This is a genomic window from Duganella sp. (assembly GCF_039595735.1).
GTDB lineage: Bacteria > Pseudomonadota > Gammaproteobacteria > Burkholderiales > Burkholderiaceae_D > Rugamonas.
This window is the reverse complement of record NZ_JBCNLB010000006.1, coordinates 231,360-247,013: the sequence shown is the minus strand read 5'-3', so window position 1 is coordinate 247,013 and position 15,654 is coordinate 231,360. Positions and strand designations below refer to the sequence as shown.

At 63.5% G+C, this 15,654-nt stretch carries 13 protein-coding genes and 1 riboswitch; of the genes, 4 read left to right on the top strand and 9 right to left on the bottom strand.

Annotated features, from left to right (window positions below; translation table 11 throughout):
- Window positions 1-114: 114 nt before the first annotated feature.
- On the top strand, window positions 115-1,473 hold the full coding sequence (locus tag ABDW57_RS14160; RefSeq protein ID WP_343730824.1) for a diguanylate cyclase: 1,359 nt from the start codon (window positions 115-117) through the stop codon (window positions 1,471-1,473).
- Here the strand turns inward: ABDW57_RS14160 and ABDW57_RS14155 are convergent.
- The 3 genes from ABDW57_RS14155 to ABDW57_RS14145 are packed head-to-tail and all read right to left on the bottom strand — an operon-like array spanning window position 1,470 to window position 6,244.
- Window positions 1,470-3,032, bottom strand: a complete 1,563-nt coding sequence (locus tag ABDW57_RS14155; RefSeq protein WP_343730823.1) for an FGGY-family carbohydrate kinase — start codon at window positions 3,030-3,032, stop codon at window positions 1,470-1,472. The two genes, ABDW57_RS14160 and ABDW57_RS14155, sit on opposite strands and share 4 nt — an antisense overlap.
- A gap of 9 nt (window positions 3,033-3,041) precedes the next feature.
- A complete protein-coding gene (locus tag ABDW57_RS14150; RefSeq protein WP_343730822.1) occupies window positions 3,042-4,658 on the bottom strand; it encodes a glycerol-3-phosphate dehydrogenase/oxidase in 1,617 nt (538 codons plus the stop codon).
- Window positions 4,655-6,244, bottom strand: a complete 1,590-nt coding sequence (locus ABDW57_RS14145; protein ID WP_343730821.1) for an FAD-binding oxidoreductase — start codon at window positions 6,242-6,244, stop codon at window positions 4,655-4,657. Before ABDW57_RS14145 ends, ABDW57_RS14150 begins: the two co-directional genes overlap by 4 nt.
- Window positions 6,245-6,334: 90 nt before the next feature.
- Here ABDW57_RS14145 and ABDW57_RS14140 point away from each other — a divergent pair, with 90 nt between their 5' ends.
- Window positions 6,335-7,360: an AraC family transcriptional regulator ligand-binding domain-containing protein gene (locus tag ABDW57_RS14140; protein ID WP_343730820.1), complete on the top strand. Its 1,026-nt coding sequence runs from the start codon at window positions 6,335-6,337 to the stop codon at window positions 7,358-7,360.
- Here ABDW57_RS14140 and ABDW57_RS14135 read toward each other — a convergent pair.
- The 3 genes from ABDW57_RS14135 to ABDW57_RS14125 are packed head-to-tail and all read right to left on the bottom strand — an operon-like array spanning window position 7,357 to window position 9,777.
- The gene (locus ABDW57_RS14135) at window positions 7,357-7,779 is read right to left on the bottom strand and encodes a hypothetical protein (protein WP_343730874.1); all 423 of its coding nucleotides are present in this window, start codon (window positions 7,777-7,779) and stop codon (window positions 7,357-7,359) included. The genes ABDW57_RS14140 and ABDW57_RS14135 overlap by 4 nt on opposite strands.
- 13 nt (window positions 7,780-7,792) lie before the next feature.
- Complete coding sequence (locus ABDW57_RS14130) at window positions 7,793-8,317, bottom strand: SRPBCC family protein (protein ID WP_343730819.1); 525 nt, start codon at window positions 8,315-8,317, stop codon at window positions 7,793-7,795.
- A gap of 14 nt (window positions 8,318-8,331) precedes the next feature.
- A complete protein-coding gene (locus ABDW57_RS14125; RefSeq protein WP_343730818.1) occupies window positions 8,332-9,777 on the bottom strand; it encodes a cytochrome P450 in 1,446 nt (481 codons plus the stop codon).
- A 69-nt stretch (window positions 9,778-9,846) separates the two neighbouring features.
- Between ABDW57_RS14125 and ABDW57_RS14120 the strand changes: the two genes are divergently transcribed.
- Window positions 9,847-10,245: a VOC family protein gene (locus tag ABDW57_RS14120; protein WP_343730817.1), complete on the top strand. Its 399-nt coding sequence runs from the start codon at window positions 9,847-9,849 to the stop codon at window positions 10,243-10,245.
- Window positions 10,246-10,248: 3 nt separating this feature from the next.
- Here ABDW57_RS14120 and ABDW57_RS14115 read toward each other — a convergent pair whose 3' ends face one another.
- Together ABDW57_RS14115 and ABDW57_RS14110 are read right to left on the bottom strand one after the other, a co-directional pair.
- Window positions 10,249-10,449 (bottom strand): hypothetical protein, encoded by a 201-nt coding sequence (locus ABDW57_RS14115; RefSeq protein ID WP_176644689.1) that lies wholly within the window; start codon window positions 10,447-10,449, stop codon window positions 10,249-10,251.
- Window positions 10,450-10,458: 9 nt separating this feature from the next.
- Window positions 10,459-13,278, bottom strand: a complete 2,820-nt coding sequence (locus ABDW57_RS14110) for an insulinase family protein (protein WP_343730816.1) — start codon at window positions 13,276-13,278, stop codon at window positions 10,459-10,461.
- 104 nt (window positions 13,279-13,382) lie between these two features.
- A riboswitch (FMN riboswitch) is annotated at window positions 13,383-13,499 on the top strand.
- Window positions 13,500-13,593: 94 nt separating this feature from the next.
- Between ABDW57_RS14110 and ribB the strand changes: the two genes are divergently transcribed.
- Complete coding sequence (gene ribB, locus ABDW57_RS14105) at window positions 13,594-14,253, top strand: 3,4-dihydroxy-2-butanone-4-phosphate synthase (protein WP_343730815.1); 660 nt, start codon at window positions 13,594-13,596, stop codon at window positions 14,251-14,253.
- On the opposite strand, the gene ABDW57_RS14100 is transcribed toward ribB, so the two are convergent.
- On the bottom strand, window positions 14,250-15,632 hold the full coding sequence (locus tag ABDW57_RS14100) for an MFS transporter (protein ID WP_343730814.1): 1,383 nt from the start codon (window positions 15,630-15,632) through the stop codon (window positions 14,250-14,252). The two genes, ribB and ABDW57_RS14100, sit on opposite strands and share 4 nt — an antisense overlap.
- Between the last annotated feature and the right edge of the window lie 22 nt (window positions 15,633-15,654).

Here is a 15,654-nt window from a genome sequence, read left to right as displayed (position 1 = left end):
AGGCCAGCCTTTGTTGAAACGCGCACCAATCACCCTTGCTTGCCCACGCCGTTGCCGACCCGCGCAACTGACGACTCACGCCAACGCAACCCACCCGGTTAAAGGCGAATCGCAATGAACCCTGGAAGTCTGAGTTACGCCACGCGGCGCGATGCCGCAATATTGATCGTTGATGACGCTCCCGAAAACCTCGGCGCGCTGCGCAAGATGATGGTCCAGCAGGGCTATCAGACTTTTGTCGCCACCACCGGTGAGCGTGCGCTGAAAATCGCGCGCCGCGTGCATCCCGATCTGATCCTGCTCGATATCATGATGCCGGGGATGGACGGCTATGAGACCTGCCGCCAGCTGAAAAGCCAAGCCGCCACCCAGCGCATTCCCATCATCTTCATGAGCGCGCGCACCGAGACCGAGGACGTGGTGGCCGGCTTTGACATTGGCGCGGTCGATTACATCAGCAAGCCGCTGCGCATGCCGGAAGTGTGCGCGCGCGTGCGCACCCAGCTGCAGATCCGCAACCGCAGCGAGACCCACGAAGAACAGGCCGAGCGCCTGCGCACCATCGTCAACAACATGGCCGAGGGGCTGCTGATCTTCGAGGCGGACGGCCGCATCCAGATGACCAATCCTGCCTGCGACAAATACCTGGGCTACCAGCTGGAACCGCTGGCGGGACGCAGCATCCACGATCTGCTGAATCCTCTGGTGGCGCAGGAATACCTCGACTACTTCGCGCGCTACGCCGCCGCGCCGCAGTCCGCGCACAACCACGGCACGCGCGAGGTCATCATCCGCCACCGCAACGGCAGCTCGGTGTGCATGGACCTGACGCTGACGCCGATGTATCTGCGCCAGCCGCTGTTTATCGGCCTGCTGCACGACATCACGCATCACAAGCAATCGGAAGACGCGCTGCAGCGCGCCGCCATGGTGGACCCGCTGACCAAAATCGCCAACCGCCGCCACTTCGACTCCTTCCTGGAAAAGGAATGGCAACGCGCCATGCGCAGCGGCCAGCCCTTGTCGCTGGTGGTGCTGGACGTCGACCACTTCAAGCTATACAACGACACGCTGGGCCATCCGGCCGGCGACGCCTGTCTGCAGCAGGTGGCCCAGGCCATCGCCTCGCACGCGCTGCGGCCGACCGACCTGGCGGCGCGCTACGGCGGCGAGGAATTCGTGATCCTGTTCGCGGAGACGGACGCGGAGGCTGCCCATCTGCTGGCGGAATCGATACGCGCACATATCGAATCGCTGCAGATTCCACATCCTCGTTCGACCACCTCGGCATGGCTCACCGTGAGCATCGGCGTCGCGACCATACATCCGCACCAGCTGGATAACACCGAGTCGCTGTTCGTGGCCGCCGACCGCGCCATGTACGCGGCCAAGGAAGGCGGCCGCAATCAGGTGCAGGCCACCAGAACCGGCGGCGCCTCGCTGGCCGCCGTCAAGTCGCTGGTGATGCGTTAAACCTGCTCCGGATAGCCGGTGATGTCAGCGATCTGCTGGTACATCGGCTGCAACTGCTTGTACATCTTCAGGTACACACGGCGATAAAGCTGGTCGTAGATTGCATGATTGGCAGCGATCGGGTGGAACACGCGGCCGGGTCGCGTCATGGCGCGGGTGGCGGTGTCGAAATCCTTATGCAGCCCCAGCCCGGCCGCAATCGCGATCGCCGCGCCGAGCCCCGATGTCTCGTACACATGCGCGCGCGCCGCCGGCAGTCCGAAAATATCGGCGGTCAGCTGCATGGCGGCGTCGCTTTGCGAACCGCCGCCGGCAATGCGCAGTTCCGTCACCGGCGTGCCGCTGCGCTTTTCAATCCGCTCCTTCCCTTCCCGCAGCGCATAGGCCAGGCCTTCAAGAATCGCCCGGTATATATGGGCGCGCGTATGCACATCGCCAAAGCCGATCATTGCGCCCTTGGCCTCCGGCCCGGGAATGCGAATGCCAGGGCTCCAGTATGGCTGCAGCATCAGGCCCATGGAACCCGGCGGCACCTCGTTCACCAGCTGGTCGAACATGACTTCCGGCGCCATGCCCTGCTGCGCGCCGGCCATTTGTTCCAGATGGCCGAACTGCTCTTTGAACCAGTTCACCATCCAGTAGCCGCGGAAGATCTGCACTTCGGTGCTGTAAGCGCCCGGCACCGCCGCCGGATAAGGCGGAATGAACGGCGTCACTTCGATGTATTTTTTGCTGGTCGTGTTGATCGTGGCGGTGGTGCCGTAGCTCAAGCAGGCGATATGCGGCGCCAGGCTGCCGGCGCCGATCACTTCACACGCTTTGTCGGCAGCAGCGGCCACCAGCGGGGTGCCCCGCGGGATGCCGGTTGCCGCGGCGGCAGCGGCGGTGATGGCGCCGATGACGGTGCCCGGCGCCACCAGCTCCGGCAGCATGTCGGCGCGGACTTTGAGCGCCTGCCATTTCCAGTCGCGCGCACCGGCCCACTGGTGGCGTTTATAGTCAAATGGCAGGTAGGCGACTTGCGAGCCGGTCGAATCGGCATGGCGCCCGCACAGGCGGTAGTTGAGGAAACCGGAGAGCAGCAGATATTTGTGGGTCTGCGCCCAGATCTCCGGCTGGCGTTCAGCGATCCAGTTGATCTCCGCTTCGCGGCGGAAGTATTCGATGGTGTCCTCCACACGCGCCGCCTTGAACGCGGCGCGCCACCACCAGCTGAGCGGCTTCTGCCTGCCAACGCGGCGCTGGTCCAGCCAGGTGATGGCGCGCCGCAGCACTTTGCCGTCGCGGTCCAGGTTCACCACGGTGCCGCGCTGGGTGGTGACCGCCACGCCCTTGATGGCGCTGCGCGGAATGCCGGCGGACTGCCACAGCTGCTGGCAGGCGGCGCATACCGCGTCCCAGTATCCTTCTGCGTCGTGCTCGGCCCAGCCGGGATGCTCGGAGAAGTAGGCTTGCAGGTGGATCTGCGATTTGGCGGCGAGGTTGCCGTGCAAGTCGAACAGCAGCGCGCGCACGCTCTGCGTGCCGTTGTCGATGGAGAGCAGGTATTGGTCTGCCATGGTGTCTCTTTATGTTTTTGGTAGATTGTAATGCTTGGCCCACAAGGCCAGGTAATCTGCCTGCTCGGCGCTCCAATGTTCGTCGCTCCAGCCGAGTTCGGGCTGGCAGATGGCCCGGATGCGCGGCAGGATGTCGATGCCGCCACCGCGCAACTGGATGCCGATGCGCGTGCGGCGCAGCAGCAGGTCTTCCAGCTTGCACACGTCCTCGCGGCGCGCGGCCCAGCGCAGCTGTGCCCAGATGGTTTCCGTGCCGGGGATGCATTGCAGTTCTCCCTCGTGGGCTGCGTCCACCAACGCCTGTGCCGATGCGCCATAGCGGCCTTGCAGGCGCTGCGCCTGGCCCGGCGGCAGGTCCGGCGTGTAGCGCAGTGGCGGCGAAGGAGTGAACACTGGCTGTGGCGTCAATTGACCTTGCAGTTCCGGCAGCCGCGTGGCGGCCAGCTTGAGGGCGTCCAGAGCGATCACGCGGAAAGTGGTGAGTTTGCCGCCAGTGACGGTGAGCAGGCCGTGCTCCAGCCACAGCGCATGGTCACGCGTTTCCCTGGATGGATCGGCTTTGCCGCTGTCGATCACCGGGCGCACGCCGGCGTAAGTAGCGATGATGTCGTCATCGCTCAGGTTCAGTTGCGGGAACTGGGCATGCAAGGCGGCCATCAGGTAGTCGCATTCGACGCGCGTGATGGCCGCTTCGCGCGACAGGTCCTCGGCGTGATCGACGTCGGTGGTGCCGACCAGCGTGACACCTTCCCACGGATAAGCAAACACCGGACGGCCGTCGGCAGGATGCATCAAGCTGATGGCTTGCGCCAGCGGCAGCCGCCACGCCGGCAAGACCAGATGACTCCCACGCAAAGGCCGCAGCCGCTGCACCGGCACCGTCCCTGCCCGTGTCGACGCCACAGTACCGGCGGAGTCCCCGCGCTGCTGGCGGCCATCGCTGCTCACCGCGCGCAGCCGGTCGGCCCAGGCGCCGGTCGCGCTGATCACCAGCCGCGCGTTCACCTCGTGCTGCGCGCCGCTCAGAGCATCGCGCAGCCGCACGGCGCACACCTCATCACCATCGCGCAGCAACGACTCGACGGCCATGTAATTCATCGCGATACCGCCATGCTGGCGCGCTTCCTGCAGCACGCGTAGTACCAGGCGTGCGTCGTCCGTCTTGGCGTCCGAGTAGACCATCCCGCCCTGCAAGCCTTCCGCAGCCACATTTGGCGCCATCGCCAGAAACTCGCCGCGGTCGAAATAATGGCGCCCGCGCTGCCCCGCCATCCGGTCGTAAATCGCCAGTCCCACCAGGAAGGCCCGTTTGCCCGGCTTGCGGCCAACATAATCGCCAAACGCAAAACTCTGCGGTTCCACCAAACCCGCCGCCTGCCGCAACAAATGCTCACGCTCATGCACCGACTCACGCGTGAGCGCAAACTGCCCTTCCTTCAAATACCGCAAGCCGCCATGCACCAGCTTTGACGACCTGCTCGACGTCCCCCATGCGAAGTCACGCTGCTCTACCAGCAGCACGCGCAGACCGCGCCGCGCCGCCTCCATCAAAATTCCCGCGCCGGTGATGCCGCCGCCAATCACCACCATATCCCACGGTCCGGCGGGCAATGCACGCCCGCTCATGGCAGCAGCTTCCCGGGGTTCATAATCCCTTGCGGATCCAGATGTTCAAACAAGGCCCGCAGCGACGACATCCCCAGCCGCCCCTTTTCCGCCGCCAGATAGGGCGCATGATCGCTGCCGACACCGTGCTGGTGGCTGATCGTTCCGCCATTCTCCACAATCGCCATGCTGGCTGCCTTCTTCAAAGCCTTCCAGCGCGCCAGATCGGCTTCATAGTCTCCGGCCAGCCGATACACAAAGGTCGTATAGACACTGGCCCCCTGCGCATACAGATGCGACAGATGCGTGTATGTGTGCACCTTCTCCCCGAACTGCTCCAACGCCGCCGCGGCAGCCGCCTCCACAGCCCGCATCATGATCTCCACGCGCGGCCAGTCAACCGCCGTCTCCACCGTATCGATCGCATAACCATGCGACCACGCCGCGTTACGCAGATACACATTGCGGAAGCGGTTCTGCTTCCACTTATTGCCCATGTAGCGCCCCACGTGCACGCCGCCATGCGGCAAGGCCACCAGCAAAGCCTCGCGCAACGCCGCCCGCGCCAGCGACTTGCGGCCGCTCACGCCGATCATCAACATGCACTTGCCGTCCTTGCAGCCGCGCAGCGACAGATAGCCTTCCAGCAGCGAGATCAATTTCTTGTGTCCCGCCAGCGCCAGCATGGTGGTGGTCTCCAGCGCATTCGACAGCCGCAGCATCGACAACGACAACCCCGCCTGCACGATCTGCCTGACCGCCGTCTCGGCCGCTCCCCAGTTCGGGAAAAACACCGCATGAAACGCCTCATACGCCGGGGCCGGCGTTACCCGCACGGTCGCCTCGGTGAGAATGCCGATCCGCCCTTCGGAACCCAGCACCATCTCGCGCAAATCCGGCCCCGCAGCCGATGCCGGGAAAGTAGGCAAATGCAGCGTTCCCAAAGGCGTTTCCATCGAGCCGCCACGGAACAGGTGCTCAATGCGCCCGTAACGCAAGGACTGCTGCCCCGATGACCGCGTCGCCACCCAGCCGCCCAGGGTCGAATACTCGAACGACTGCGGAAAATGCCCCAGCGTGTAGCCTCGCGCGCGCAACTGCGCCTCCAGGTCCGGCCCCAGCACACCGGCGCCAAAGGTCGCCAGCTGCGACTCCGTATCCAGATACAGCAACTGCCGCATGCGCGTCATGTTCACCGCCAGCGCCGGCATCCCGGCAGGCGCGGTCAAATGCCCGGCCACACTGGTGCCGCCCCCCTGCGGAATCAGCGCCACGCCATACTGCTGCGCATAATCGATCAGATCACGCACATCCTGCGCGCTTTCCGGATACGCCACGCCATCCGGCGTGCGGCCGATCACGCCATAACGCAAGCGTAGCCAGTCGGGCAAACTCTGGCCCAGCGCATTGCGCAGCCGAACTGCGGGCGCGGTATCCACCAGCCGGTGCGGCGGCAGGCGCGACTCCGCGACCTGTCCGCGAGCCTGCCCGAACGCCGCATCCGCCACCGGCCGCCCTGCGCCGATACGCTGCCGCAGAAACGCCAGCGCTTCCGCGTTCAGCGCAAACTCAACCGACTCATCCCCCCAACCGTTCCAGCGTTTCATTGTTTTGCTATCCCCCTGATGGTGCGCTTGTTATACTGAGCATTCACCACTTGAGATTAAAACAATGCCGCCAGCAGGTATTGCGCATTCATGACAGCCACCTTGTTCGATCATGCCAATCGTGTCGCCGGCTCGTATTTGCAGCCCTTGCTGGAAGCCGCAGCCCAGCGTGGCGTGAGCGCGCAAGCGCTGGAACAAGCCGCCGGCCTGGCTGCGGGCACGCTGGAACCGCTGCCCGAATTCCTGCCCGCAGACGACTACGTGCGCCTGCTCGACATTGGCGCCGAACTGGCCGATGACCCGCACTTCGGCCTGCACGTGGGCCAGTGCGTCAAACTGGGGACCTACACCGTCTACGGCCTGATTTTGCTGAGCTGCCGTGACTTCGGCCAGGTGTTTGAGCAGACCATGCGCTACGAACAGCTGGCGCACGATCTGGGCCGCTCCAGCATCACGGTGGAAGACGATATCGCCAGCTACAGCTGGCACAGTAACTACAACAGCGCGCATCGGCACCTGGTGGACAGCGTATTTTCCGGCATCCGCGTATTCAGCAACTGGCTGGCCGGGATCACCCTGCCCGCCAACGAGCTACGCCTGACGCACGATGGCGGCCCGCCCGGGCTGCGCGACGAATATGCGCGCGTGCTGGGCGACATGCCGGTGTTCGGCGCGGACGTCAACGCCGCCAGCTTCAACGCCGCCATGCTCACCTGGCCGGTACCAAATGCGGACGTCAGCCTGTACCCGGTGCTGCAGCAACACGCCGAACAACTGCTGCAGCAGCGCAGCGCCAGCCACCCGCCGGCCATCACGCAGCAGGTGCACGCGGCCATCGTCGCCAACCTGTCGCACGGGCAGGTGCGGCTGGCATCCATTGCAGAGGAACTGAAACTGTCGCCGCGCACGCTGCAGCGTAAACTGAGCGAAGCCGGCGCCAGCTTCCAGCAGGTGCTGGACCAGGCCCGCTTTGCGCTGGCCAAGGATTACTTGCGACGGCCGGAACTCAGCCTGATCGACATTGCCTTCCTGCTCGGCTACCAGGAGCAGAGCGCCTTCAATCACGCATTCAAGGAATGGGCCGGCGTCAACCCGGGCGCTTACCGCAACAGCTAGATCGACTGTCCGCGCACGCGGATGAAGGGGCCGATGCAGCGCTCCAGGTTGCGGTCCACGCACATCACGAACAGATTGCCGTTGGGGTGGAACTGCAGATAGTTGGTGATGGCCTTACCAGGCTTGGTGATCTGGTTGCTGCAGTCACGCTTGCCGTTGTCCTTGGTGATGGTATCGGTCTGCCGGTAAAAGCCATCCTTGTCCGGCTGGTCGCTGATGGTGAAGGTGGACTCGGCCACCTCCTCGTTGCTGAACACCAGCGTGGTGCCGTCCGGGCGGATGCGGTACGTCTCGCTGCACGAGCCGTCCGGCAGCGTGATGCGCCAGGTGCCGATGATGGGATGATCGTGACGCAGCGGCTCGCCGCGCGCAGCCGCCGCCAGCATCAACGCCAAGCCTCCCGCCACAAGCATTCGCATCACACACCTCCGCTTATTTTTCCGCCACCGCTTTCATCTTGGCCAGGCCGCTTTCAAACGCCGGGCCGATCATGCTGTCCATGCTGACGAACATGCCCATCAGCTTGGCCACGAAATCAGTCTTGCCGGACATGGTCCAGGTGACCTGGGTGCCGTCGCCCTTCGGCTCCAGCACGAAATCCGTCAGCGACGACGACTCCACCGGCACATAGAAGTCCAGCTTGATGCCGACCTTGGACGGCGTCAGGCTGATCACCTCCATGCGGCCGGCGCCCACCTGACGGTTGCCCTGCCAAGCATAGACCGCGCCGAGATCCTTGGGCGCACCGCTGAAGGTGCGGTTCATGGCCGGGTCCAGATGCTCCCATGGCGACCATTGTACCCAGTTATGGAAGTCGCTGATCAGCGGCTGGATCTTCTCCGGCGGCGCCTTGATGGCCACGCTGCGCGTGACGCTGTAGGTGGCCGGCTGCACAGCGGCAACCGCCAGCACGATCAGGATCAGTACCGACAGGCCAACGATGATTTTCTTGAACATGGCATCTCCTTTTTTTATGCGCGGCTGGCCAGCCGCACCGGCAGCTTATCCGGCGTCATGGTAAAGGTAAAGCACTCGCGCGCCGCCGGTGCGCCGGGCACGCGTTCCAGCGCAAACTGCCGCGCCAGCATGGACATCGCCATCTTGATCTCCGCCATGGCCAGGTATCGCCCCGGGCAAAAGCGCGGCCCGCCGCCAAACGGGAACAGCTTGCGGCCTGGGTCGTCGCCCTGCCCGTTCGCCCCTTCCAGCCAGCGCTCCGGCATGAAACGCTCCGGCTGCGCCAGGTCATTGGCGCGTTCGGCCGAATGACGCAACAGCAGGAAGATCACGGTCCCCGCCGGCACCGCCAGATCGCCCAGCGTCGTGTCATGATTGGTTTCCGCCGCCATGAACGGCGCCACCGGCTTGAGACGCATGGCTTCGCGCGTGGCGGCGTCGATGTAGTTGAGCTGATCGAGCAAATGGTAATCGTCCAGCACCGCACGCGCACCCAGCACCTCGGACGCTTCCTGCGCCATGCGTGCCGCGGCCGGCGGATGATCGGCCAGGAACTCCAGCAGCCAGCCCATAGTGTTGGACGTGGTGTCCTCGCCGGCGAACACCATGGTGATGGCGTTGCCGATGACTTCAGCGTCAGTAAAGCCGGAATCCGGTTCATCACGCGCCACGATCAGTGCTTCCAGCATATTGGCCGGCTTCTGACGCAAGGCCGGATTGTGCGCGATGCGCTGGCGGGCGTCGGCAATGAAGCCGGCAATCGCGGTCTGGATGCGCGCTGCCGCCGCCGTGGCTTCATGGTCCTGCGCGCGCTTCAACACCGGCACGCGCCAGTAAGTGAACGGCGTGGTCAGGCGGCGCGCCACCAGCTTGAACAGGAATTCGATGTCACGCTGCAGCGGGTGTTCTTCCAGCTCCAGCGTGTTGATGTCCTGCCCCATCGCCAGGCCGATGGTCACGTCCAGCGTGTACGCCTTCAGGTCGCGCAGCAGGTCCACCGGCTTGCCGGCGGCGATGGCGCGCTCCCAGCGCAGGCGCAGGCGGTCCGTCATGGCCGCCAGCGTGGGAAAGAAGTTATGGATCACTTCCGGCGTCAGCGCGCGCATCACCAGCTTGCGCTGGCGGCGCCAGTCGTCGCCCTCGGCGGTGAACAGCCCGCGCGTGCCTACCTCGTTCAACATCTCGGCCGAGCGGGTGGAGCGCCGGATGACGTCCGGCCGGTCGCGCAGCAGCGCGGCGATCAGGTCGCGGTCCGAGGTGGCCAGCATTTGCTTGCGCATGATGCGGAAGCGGTACAGCGGCCCGTGCTCGCGTGCCCAGTTCTCCATCACCAGGTGAAACGGCTGGGCGCGAATCTCGCGTATATTGCCGAACAGCGGCCGCGCCTTCGGCCCCGGCAAATCCGCGATGCGGCGCGGCGGCGCCACGCCCGGTATCAGTTCCAAGGTGTTTTTTTCCATTTTGCGCTCATCTCCGCGTACACTATATCTCACAATGTTGACGATATACTCACTCGTCGGAGGAAGCAAATGCTGTCACATGTTTATGTGGGGATTAACAACTTTGAAGAAGCCCTGCCGTTCTATAGCGCATTGATGACGGAACTGGGCGCGCGCCAGCGCTTCGTTGACGCGCACCGGCCGTGGGCGGCGTGGCAGCCGGCGGAAGGCGCCCGTCCGCTGTTCGTGATCGGCGCGCCGTATGACAACCAGCCTGCAAGCTGCGGCAACGGCCAGATGCTGGCGCTGATGGCAACGTCGAGGGAGATGGTGGACCGCGCCTACGCGGCGGCGCGTGAACATGGCGGCACTTGCGAAGGCGCGCCCGGACTGCGGCCGCAGTATCACACCAACTACTACGGCGCCTATTTCCGCGATCCAGAGGGGAATAAGCTGTGCGTCGTCTGTCACGAAGCACAGCCGGGTTAACAATTAAGCCAAAGCTTCCTTGGCCGCTTCCTCGGGCGTCAAGCCCTCGTAGAACTGGTCGGTGAACCACTCGACCTGCTCTTCTATGTGCTCCTGCGCCTGCTGCTGCGTGGCGCCGCCCTTGACCAGGAAGCCTTCCACTTCAATGCACCAGTTAATCAGCTCCAGGGTTTCCGGGTCCAGCTCTTCCTTTTTCTTTGCCATGATGACTCCTTACTTCTCGGGGTACAGCACTACCTGCAGGTAGTTATTGGTGTCGAAGTAGCGCTGCGCGGCCTGCTTCAGGTCCGCCACGGTCAAACCGTTGACGCGCGACTCGTACGTCAGTATATCCTCTGGATTGGTATTGTTAAAGAATGCGTTCTGCAGGGACGCCATCCAATAGCCGTTCTCGCGCATGCCCTTGCGGTAGCTCTTGATCCAGGCCGCCTTGACCTTGTTGAGATCCGCCTCTTCCACGCCATCCTGCTTGATCTTGTCGATTTCCGCAAAGGTGGCGGCCAGCACCTTGTCCACGTTCTCCGGCGCGCACGGCAGGCTGGCGTTGATGGTGTAGTTACCGTAGGGGATGCGGCTCATGGAGCCACTCATGCCGCCGCTGTACATGGCGCCCATTTTCTCGCGCAAGGTTTCAATCAGCTTGATATTCATGACTTCCACCAGCGCCTGCAAGCGCATGCGCGCGGCGCGCGAGTATTCCACCTCGCCGGTGAAGGACAGCGAGATGGTGCTCTTCGGCTCCGTCCCCGCATATACCTCCTTCTTGACCACGCCCTTGATCGGGCGCACGCCTTCATCCTTGAAGGCCACCGGAATCTCCCCCACCGGCAGGCTGGCCAGGTAAGTGGCAATCAGCGGCTTGATCTTCTCCACATCGAAGCTGCCGACAATGAAGAAGGTGAAATCGCGCGCGCTCGACATGCGGCTGTTATAGATATCCAGCACCCGATCCAGCGCCAGCTGGTCGAAATCGGCCGGCTTGGCGGCGCGCAGCACGCGCGGACTGTTGTTGTACAGCGTGGCGGTAACCGTGTCGTGGAACAGCGACTCCGGACGCGCCAGGTTGTTCTGCGCCAGCTCACGCTGACGGTCAACGTAGGCCGTGTAGATGGCGGCGTCCTTGCGCGGCTGCGTCATCTGCAGATAGACCAGCTGCAGCATGGCTTCCACATCCGTGCTGCCCGAGCTGCCGCCGACCGATTCGTTGAGCGAGCTGACATTGGCGCTGGAACTCACACTCTTCCCTGCCAGGACTTTCACCAGATCGTTGGGCGTGTAGTTCAACACCCCCATCTGGCCGACGATGCTGCTGGCGTAGTGCGCGGCAAAGACATCGCTGTCCGGCAGCAGCGACCAGCCGCCATAGCGCAAGCCGCCCAGGATCACCTGGTCGTTATTGAAGTCGGTGGGCTTGAGCATCACCTTCACGCCGTTGCTGAGCGTGAGCTCCGTGGTGCCGATGCTGGCATTCACCTTTTCACTGACAATGCTGCCGGCCTTGGGTGGCCTGGGCATCAGCTGCGAGGCATACACCTTGTCTTCCAGCGGCTTGACGGCGATTTTTTCAGCCGCGGTGGCGGTTGCCACCAGCTGGTCCGCCTTCGGCTGGGCCAAGCCCTGCTTTTCCATGCCGGTATAGATCACCAGCTTGCTCTGGTTGTCCGGGATGGCGGCACGCACGGCGGCGTTCACCTCCTGCACCGTAATGCCCGGTATCAGCTCGGTCGCGTAGCGGTATTCGGCCGCCGTCCCGGGAATCGACTCCTGCTCCAGGAAGTTGCGGATGTATTCGGCCGCATAACCGGACGAATCGGACTTGTCACGCTCATTGTAGATGCGCTCATAGTTGCGCAGCATGCCTTTCTTGGCGCGCTCCACTTCCGCCGCGCTGAAGCCGTATTGGCGCGCGCGCTGATCTTCCTGCACCAGCGCGTTGATGGCCGGCGTGGCGCCGCCCTTGCCCAGCACCGCGCCGGCGCCAAAGGAACGGTAGCCGCGCACGATCTTGTTCATGCCGCTGCCGCCTTGCAGGAAAGGCGGATTGGCCTGCTGCGTCAATTCGTACATGCGCTGGCTGAGGATAAAGCTGTACATCCCTTCGATCAGCTTCTGGCGATAGTCCGCAATCGTTTCGCCGGCCGGCCACGATTGAATCGGGTAGCGGATGTAGACCGTGTTGGCGCCGACTTCCTTGTCGGTGAACACCACGCCTTCCGACTCTTCGCGCTGGGCGATTTTGGCGTACTCGCGCGGTCGCGGATTGGCCGGATTTTTCAGCTTGTTGAAATGCTGCTCGATCAGGCGCTGGGCTTCGGCCGGTTCGATATCGCCCACCACCACCACCGCCATCAGGTCCGGACGATACCAGTCGCGGTAAAACCGCTTGATGGCATCGTATTTGAAGCTCTTGATGATGTCTTCTTTACCGATCGGCATGCGCTCGGCGTAGCGCGAGCCGTTCAGCACCTTGGGCAGCACCACCTTGTTCATGCGGTCATCCACGCCCTTACCGAGACGCAGCTCTTCCAGCACGATACCGCGCTCGCTGTCGATGTCCGCATCATTGAAGGACAGGCCGTGCGCCCAGTCTTCCAGCACCTGGAAGCCCTGCTCGACGACTTCCTTTTTATCGGTCGGTATCGGCAGGATGTAGACGGTTTCGTCAAAGCTGGTGTAGGCGTTGAGGTCCGCGCCGAATTTGACGCCGATCGACTGCAGATACGAAACCAGTTCGTTGCGCTTGAAGTGCGTCGAACCGTTGAACGCCATGTGTTCCGTGAAGTGCGCCAGCCCTTGCTGATCCTCGTCCTCCAGGATGGAACCTGCCTTGACCACCAGCCGCAATTCCAGTTTTTTCTCCGGACGGCCGTTTTTCTGGATGTAGTAAGTCAATCCATTGGCTAATTTGCCAACTTTTACCTGCGGACCGACAGGAATCTGGTCGCTCAGTTTCAGTGGTGGGAGGGCTTCGGCTTGCGCCGGGAAAGTACAGGCCAGAAGTGCAGCGCCGCACAGGGTACGCAGGGTAATCAACTTCGTCTCCGGATACTTGGATTTTTTAGAGAACAGCTACCATACACTGAAATCCTTAATTTGGGCTAAAATCCTCGCTGCCTGCCGCCCGGCAGGTACAACAACGACGTCTTCGGGGCGGGGTGCAATTCCCCACCGGCGGTAAAGCCCGCGAGCGCTCAGGCGCAGATCTGGTGAAACTCCAGGGCCGACGGTTAAAGTCCGGATGAAAGAAGATGTGCGGTTTTCGCATCCTGCACGCCACTTGTGGCGTGGCCGGCTGCGCGTATTCGCTTGCCCTGTCGCGTTTTTCGCCTATTGCGAGGAGCGTTTTTCATGTTTGACCAAGCAGCAGTATCCCCTTATTCCCTGGTATCCGACGATCTGGAAGGCCGCATGCACGCGGCGCTGGACGCCATGCGCGCCGGCGTGCCGGTCATCCTGCTGGATGATTTCGACCGCGAGAACGAAGCGGACCTGATCGTCGCCGCTGAAAAGATGACCGTCCAGACCATGGCCATGATGATCCGCGAGTGCAGCGGCATCGTATGCCTGTGTCTCAGCGCCGACAAGGTACGGGAGCTGGAATTGCCGATGATGGCGGCCAATAACGGCAGCCGTTATGGCACGCCGTTCACGGTATCGATCGAAGCGCGCGACGGCGTGACCACCGGCGTTTCGGCGGCCGACCGGGTGACCACCATCCGCGCCGCCACCGCGGCCGGCGCCAGGCCGTCGGACCTGGTGCATCCGGGCCACGTATTCCCGCTGCGCGCCACGCCGGGCGGCGTATTGGCGCGCAAGGGCCACACCGAGGGTTCGGTGGACCTGGCCACCATGGCGGGCCTGAATCCATCGGCCGTGCTGTGCGAGCTGATGAACCCGGACGGCACCATGATGCGTGGCGCCGATATCGAGCGTTTCGCGGAACTGCACCAGATGCCCATCCTGACCATCGCGGAGATGATCGAGTGGCGCAACAAGCACGGTGTTTAAACCGGCTTACCCAGCTTGATGTAGCGGTACACCAGTAGCAAGGCGCCCGCGTATGCCGCTGCGATCAGCGTGAACGCCAGTGGCAGGCGCAGCGCCCACTGCGGCGCGACATGCATCACCGTTCCCATCATCGCCACGCCGACCAGGGCGCCGATCTGGCGGTTGGCGTTCAGCGCGGCGGCGGCGCTATTGGCATTGGCCTTGCCGGCCACCAGCATCACGGTTGCCGTCATGCCGGGAATCGCAATCCCGATCGCCACATTCATTACCACCGCAGCCGTCACCAGCAGCCAGTATGGTGTTTCAGGACGCAGACCAAGCAGCATCAATACTGCCACCGACAGCCCCACCATCAAGCCATACAACATCGGCGGGCGGGTGCCGACACGTGCCGTGATGCGGCCCGAAGTCAGGTTACCGATGGCGAAAGCCGCCATCATCGGTATCAGCTTGACGCCCGTCCGCAGTGCGTCCGCCCCTCCCTGCTGGATGAATAGGCTCAGCAAGAACAGCTGCCCAAACACGGCGAAGTTAATCAGGAAGCCGACGCCGTTGGCCGCCGCGAACGCCGGCGTTTCGAACAAAGCCTTGGGCAGCAGCGGATGCGCGCCGATGCGCTCGCGCCGCACTAGCAGCGAGGCGGCAATCACCGTGGCCGCGCCAGCGGTCAACACCTGCGCGGACAGCCAACCCAGCACCGGCCCCTCGATCAGCACAAAACTCAAGGCTGCCAGCGCCGCCACCCCCAGCGCGTGGCTCAGCATCGACAAGGCACGCTTGTGGCGCGCGGTGGCCGGGGCCAGCGCCTGCGTCAGCACAATCCCCAGCAGGCCGATAGGCACGTTCACCCAAAACACGCTGCGCCAGCCAAATTCGTGGACCAGCAAGCCGCCGACCAGCGGACCGGCGGCCGACGAGCAGCCGACAATGGCCGACCAGGTGCCCAGCATGCGAGCCCGTGTGGCCTGATCTTCATACGCATGCGTCAGCAGGCTCAAGGAACTCGGCATGAACAGCGCCGCGCCCGCGCCCTGCAGCAGCCGCGCGGCGATCAGTGCATTGCCGCTGGGGGCCAGCGCGCACAAAATCGAACCGAGTATGAACACGCTCAGGCCGCCCTGATACACGGTCTTGGGGCCGAAACGGTCGGCCAGCGCGCCGCCGGCCATCAGCAGCGCGGCAAAAGTCAGCGTGTAACCGTCCACCACCCAAACCAGGCCGGTAAGCGGCACCGCCAGGCTGACAGAGATATCGGACAGCGCGGTATTCACGGCGGTGACATCGATCATCGCCATCACAAAGCCGATGGCCAGCGTCATCAGCATCAATAAGGGAGGCACGTGCCGTGCTGGTACGGCGGCGCTAGTGGAAGTATTCATGTCCACATGGTAGGCCGCTTGC

Bases quoted from the DNA above. Each gene is read 5' to 3' on its own strand.
- ABDW57_RS14140 (WP_343730820.1), top strand. From the start codon at position 6,335: ATGACAGCCACCTTGTTCGATCATGCCAATCGTGTCGCCGGCTCGTAT.
- ribB (WP_343730815.1), top strand. From the start codon at position 13,594: ATGTTTGACCAAGCAGCAGTATCCCCTTATTCCCTGGTATCCGACGAT.
- ABDW57_RS14115 (WP_176644689.1), bottom strand. From the start codon at position 10,449: ATGGCAAAGAAAAAGGAAGAGCTGGACCCGGAAACCCTGGAGCTGATT.
- ABDW57_RS14135 (WP_343730874.1), bottom strand. From the start codon at position 7,779: ATGCGAATGCTTGTGGCGGGAGGCTTGGCGTTGATGCTGGCGGCGGCT.
- ABDW57_RS14150 (WP_343730822.1), bottom strand. From the start codon at position 4,658: ATGAGCGGGCGTGCATTGCCCGCCGGACCGTGGGATATGGTGGTGATT.
- ABDW57_RS14125 (WP_343730818.1), bottom strand. From the start codon at position 9,777: ATGGAAAAAAACACCTTGGAACTGATACCGGGCGTGGCGCCGCCGCGC.
- ABDW57_RS14120 (WP_343730817.1), top strand. From the start codon at position 9,847: ATGCTGTCACATGTTTATGTGGGGATTAACAACTTTGAAGAAGCCCTG.
- ABDW57_RS14130 (WP_343730819.1), bottom strand. From the start codon at position 8,317: ATGTTCAAGAAAATCATCGTTGGCCTGTCGGTACTGATCCTGATCGTG.
- ABDW57_RS14100 (WP_343730814.1), bottom strand. From the start codon at position 15,632: ATGAATACTTCCACTAGCGCCGCCGTACCAGCACGGCACGTGCCTCCC.
- ABDW57_RS14155 (WP_343730823.1), bottom strand. From the start codon at position 3,032: ATGGCAGACCAATACCTGCTCTCCATCGACAACGGCACGCAGAGCGTG.
- ABDW57_RS14160 (WP_343730824.1), top strand. From the start codon at position 115: ATGAACCCTGGAAGTCTGAGTTACGCCACGCGGCGCGATGCCGCAATA.
- ABDW57_RS14145 (WP_343730821.1), bottom strand. From the start codon at position 6,244: ATGAAACGCTGGAACGGTTGGGGGGATGAGTCGGTTGAGTTTGCGCTG.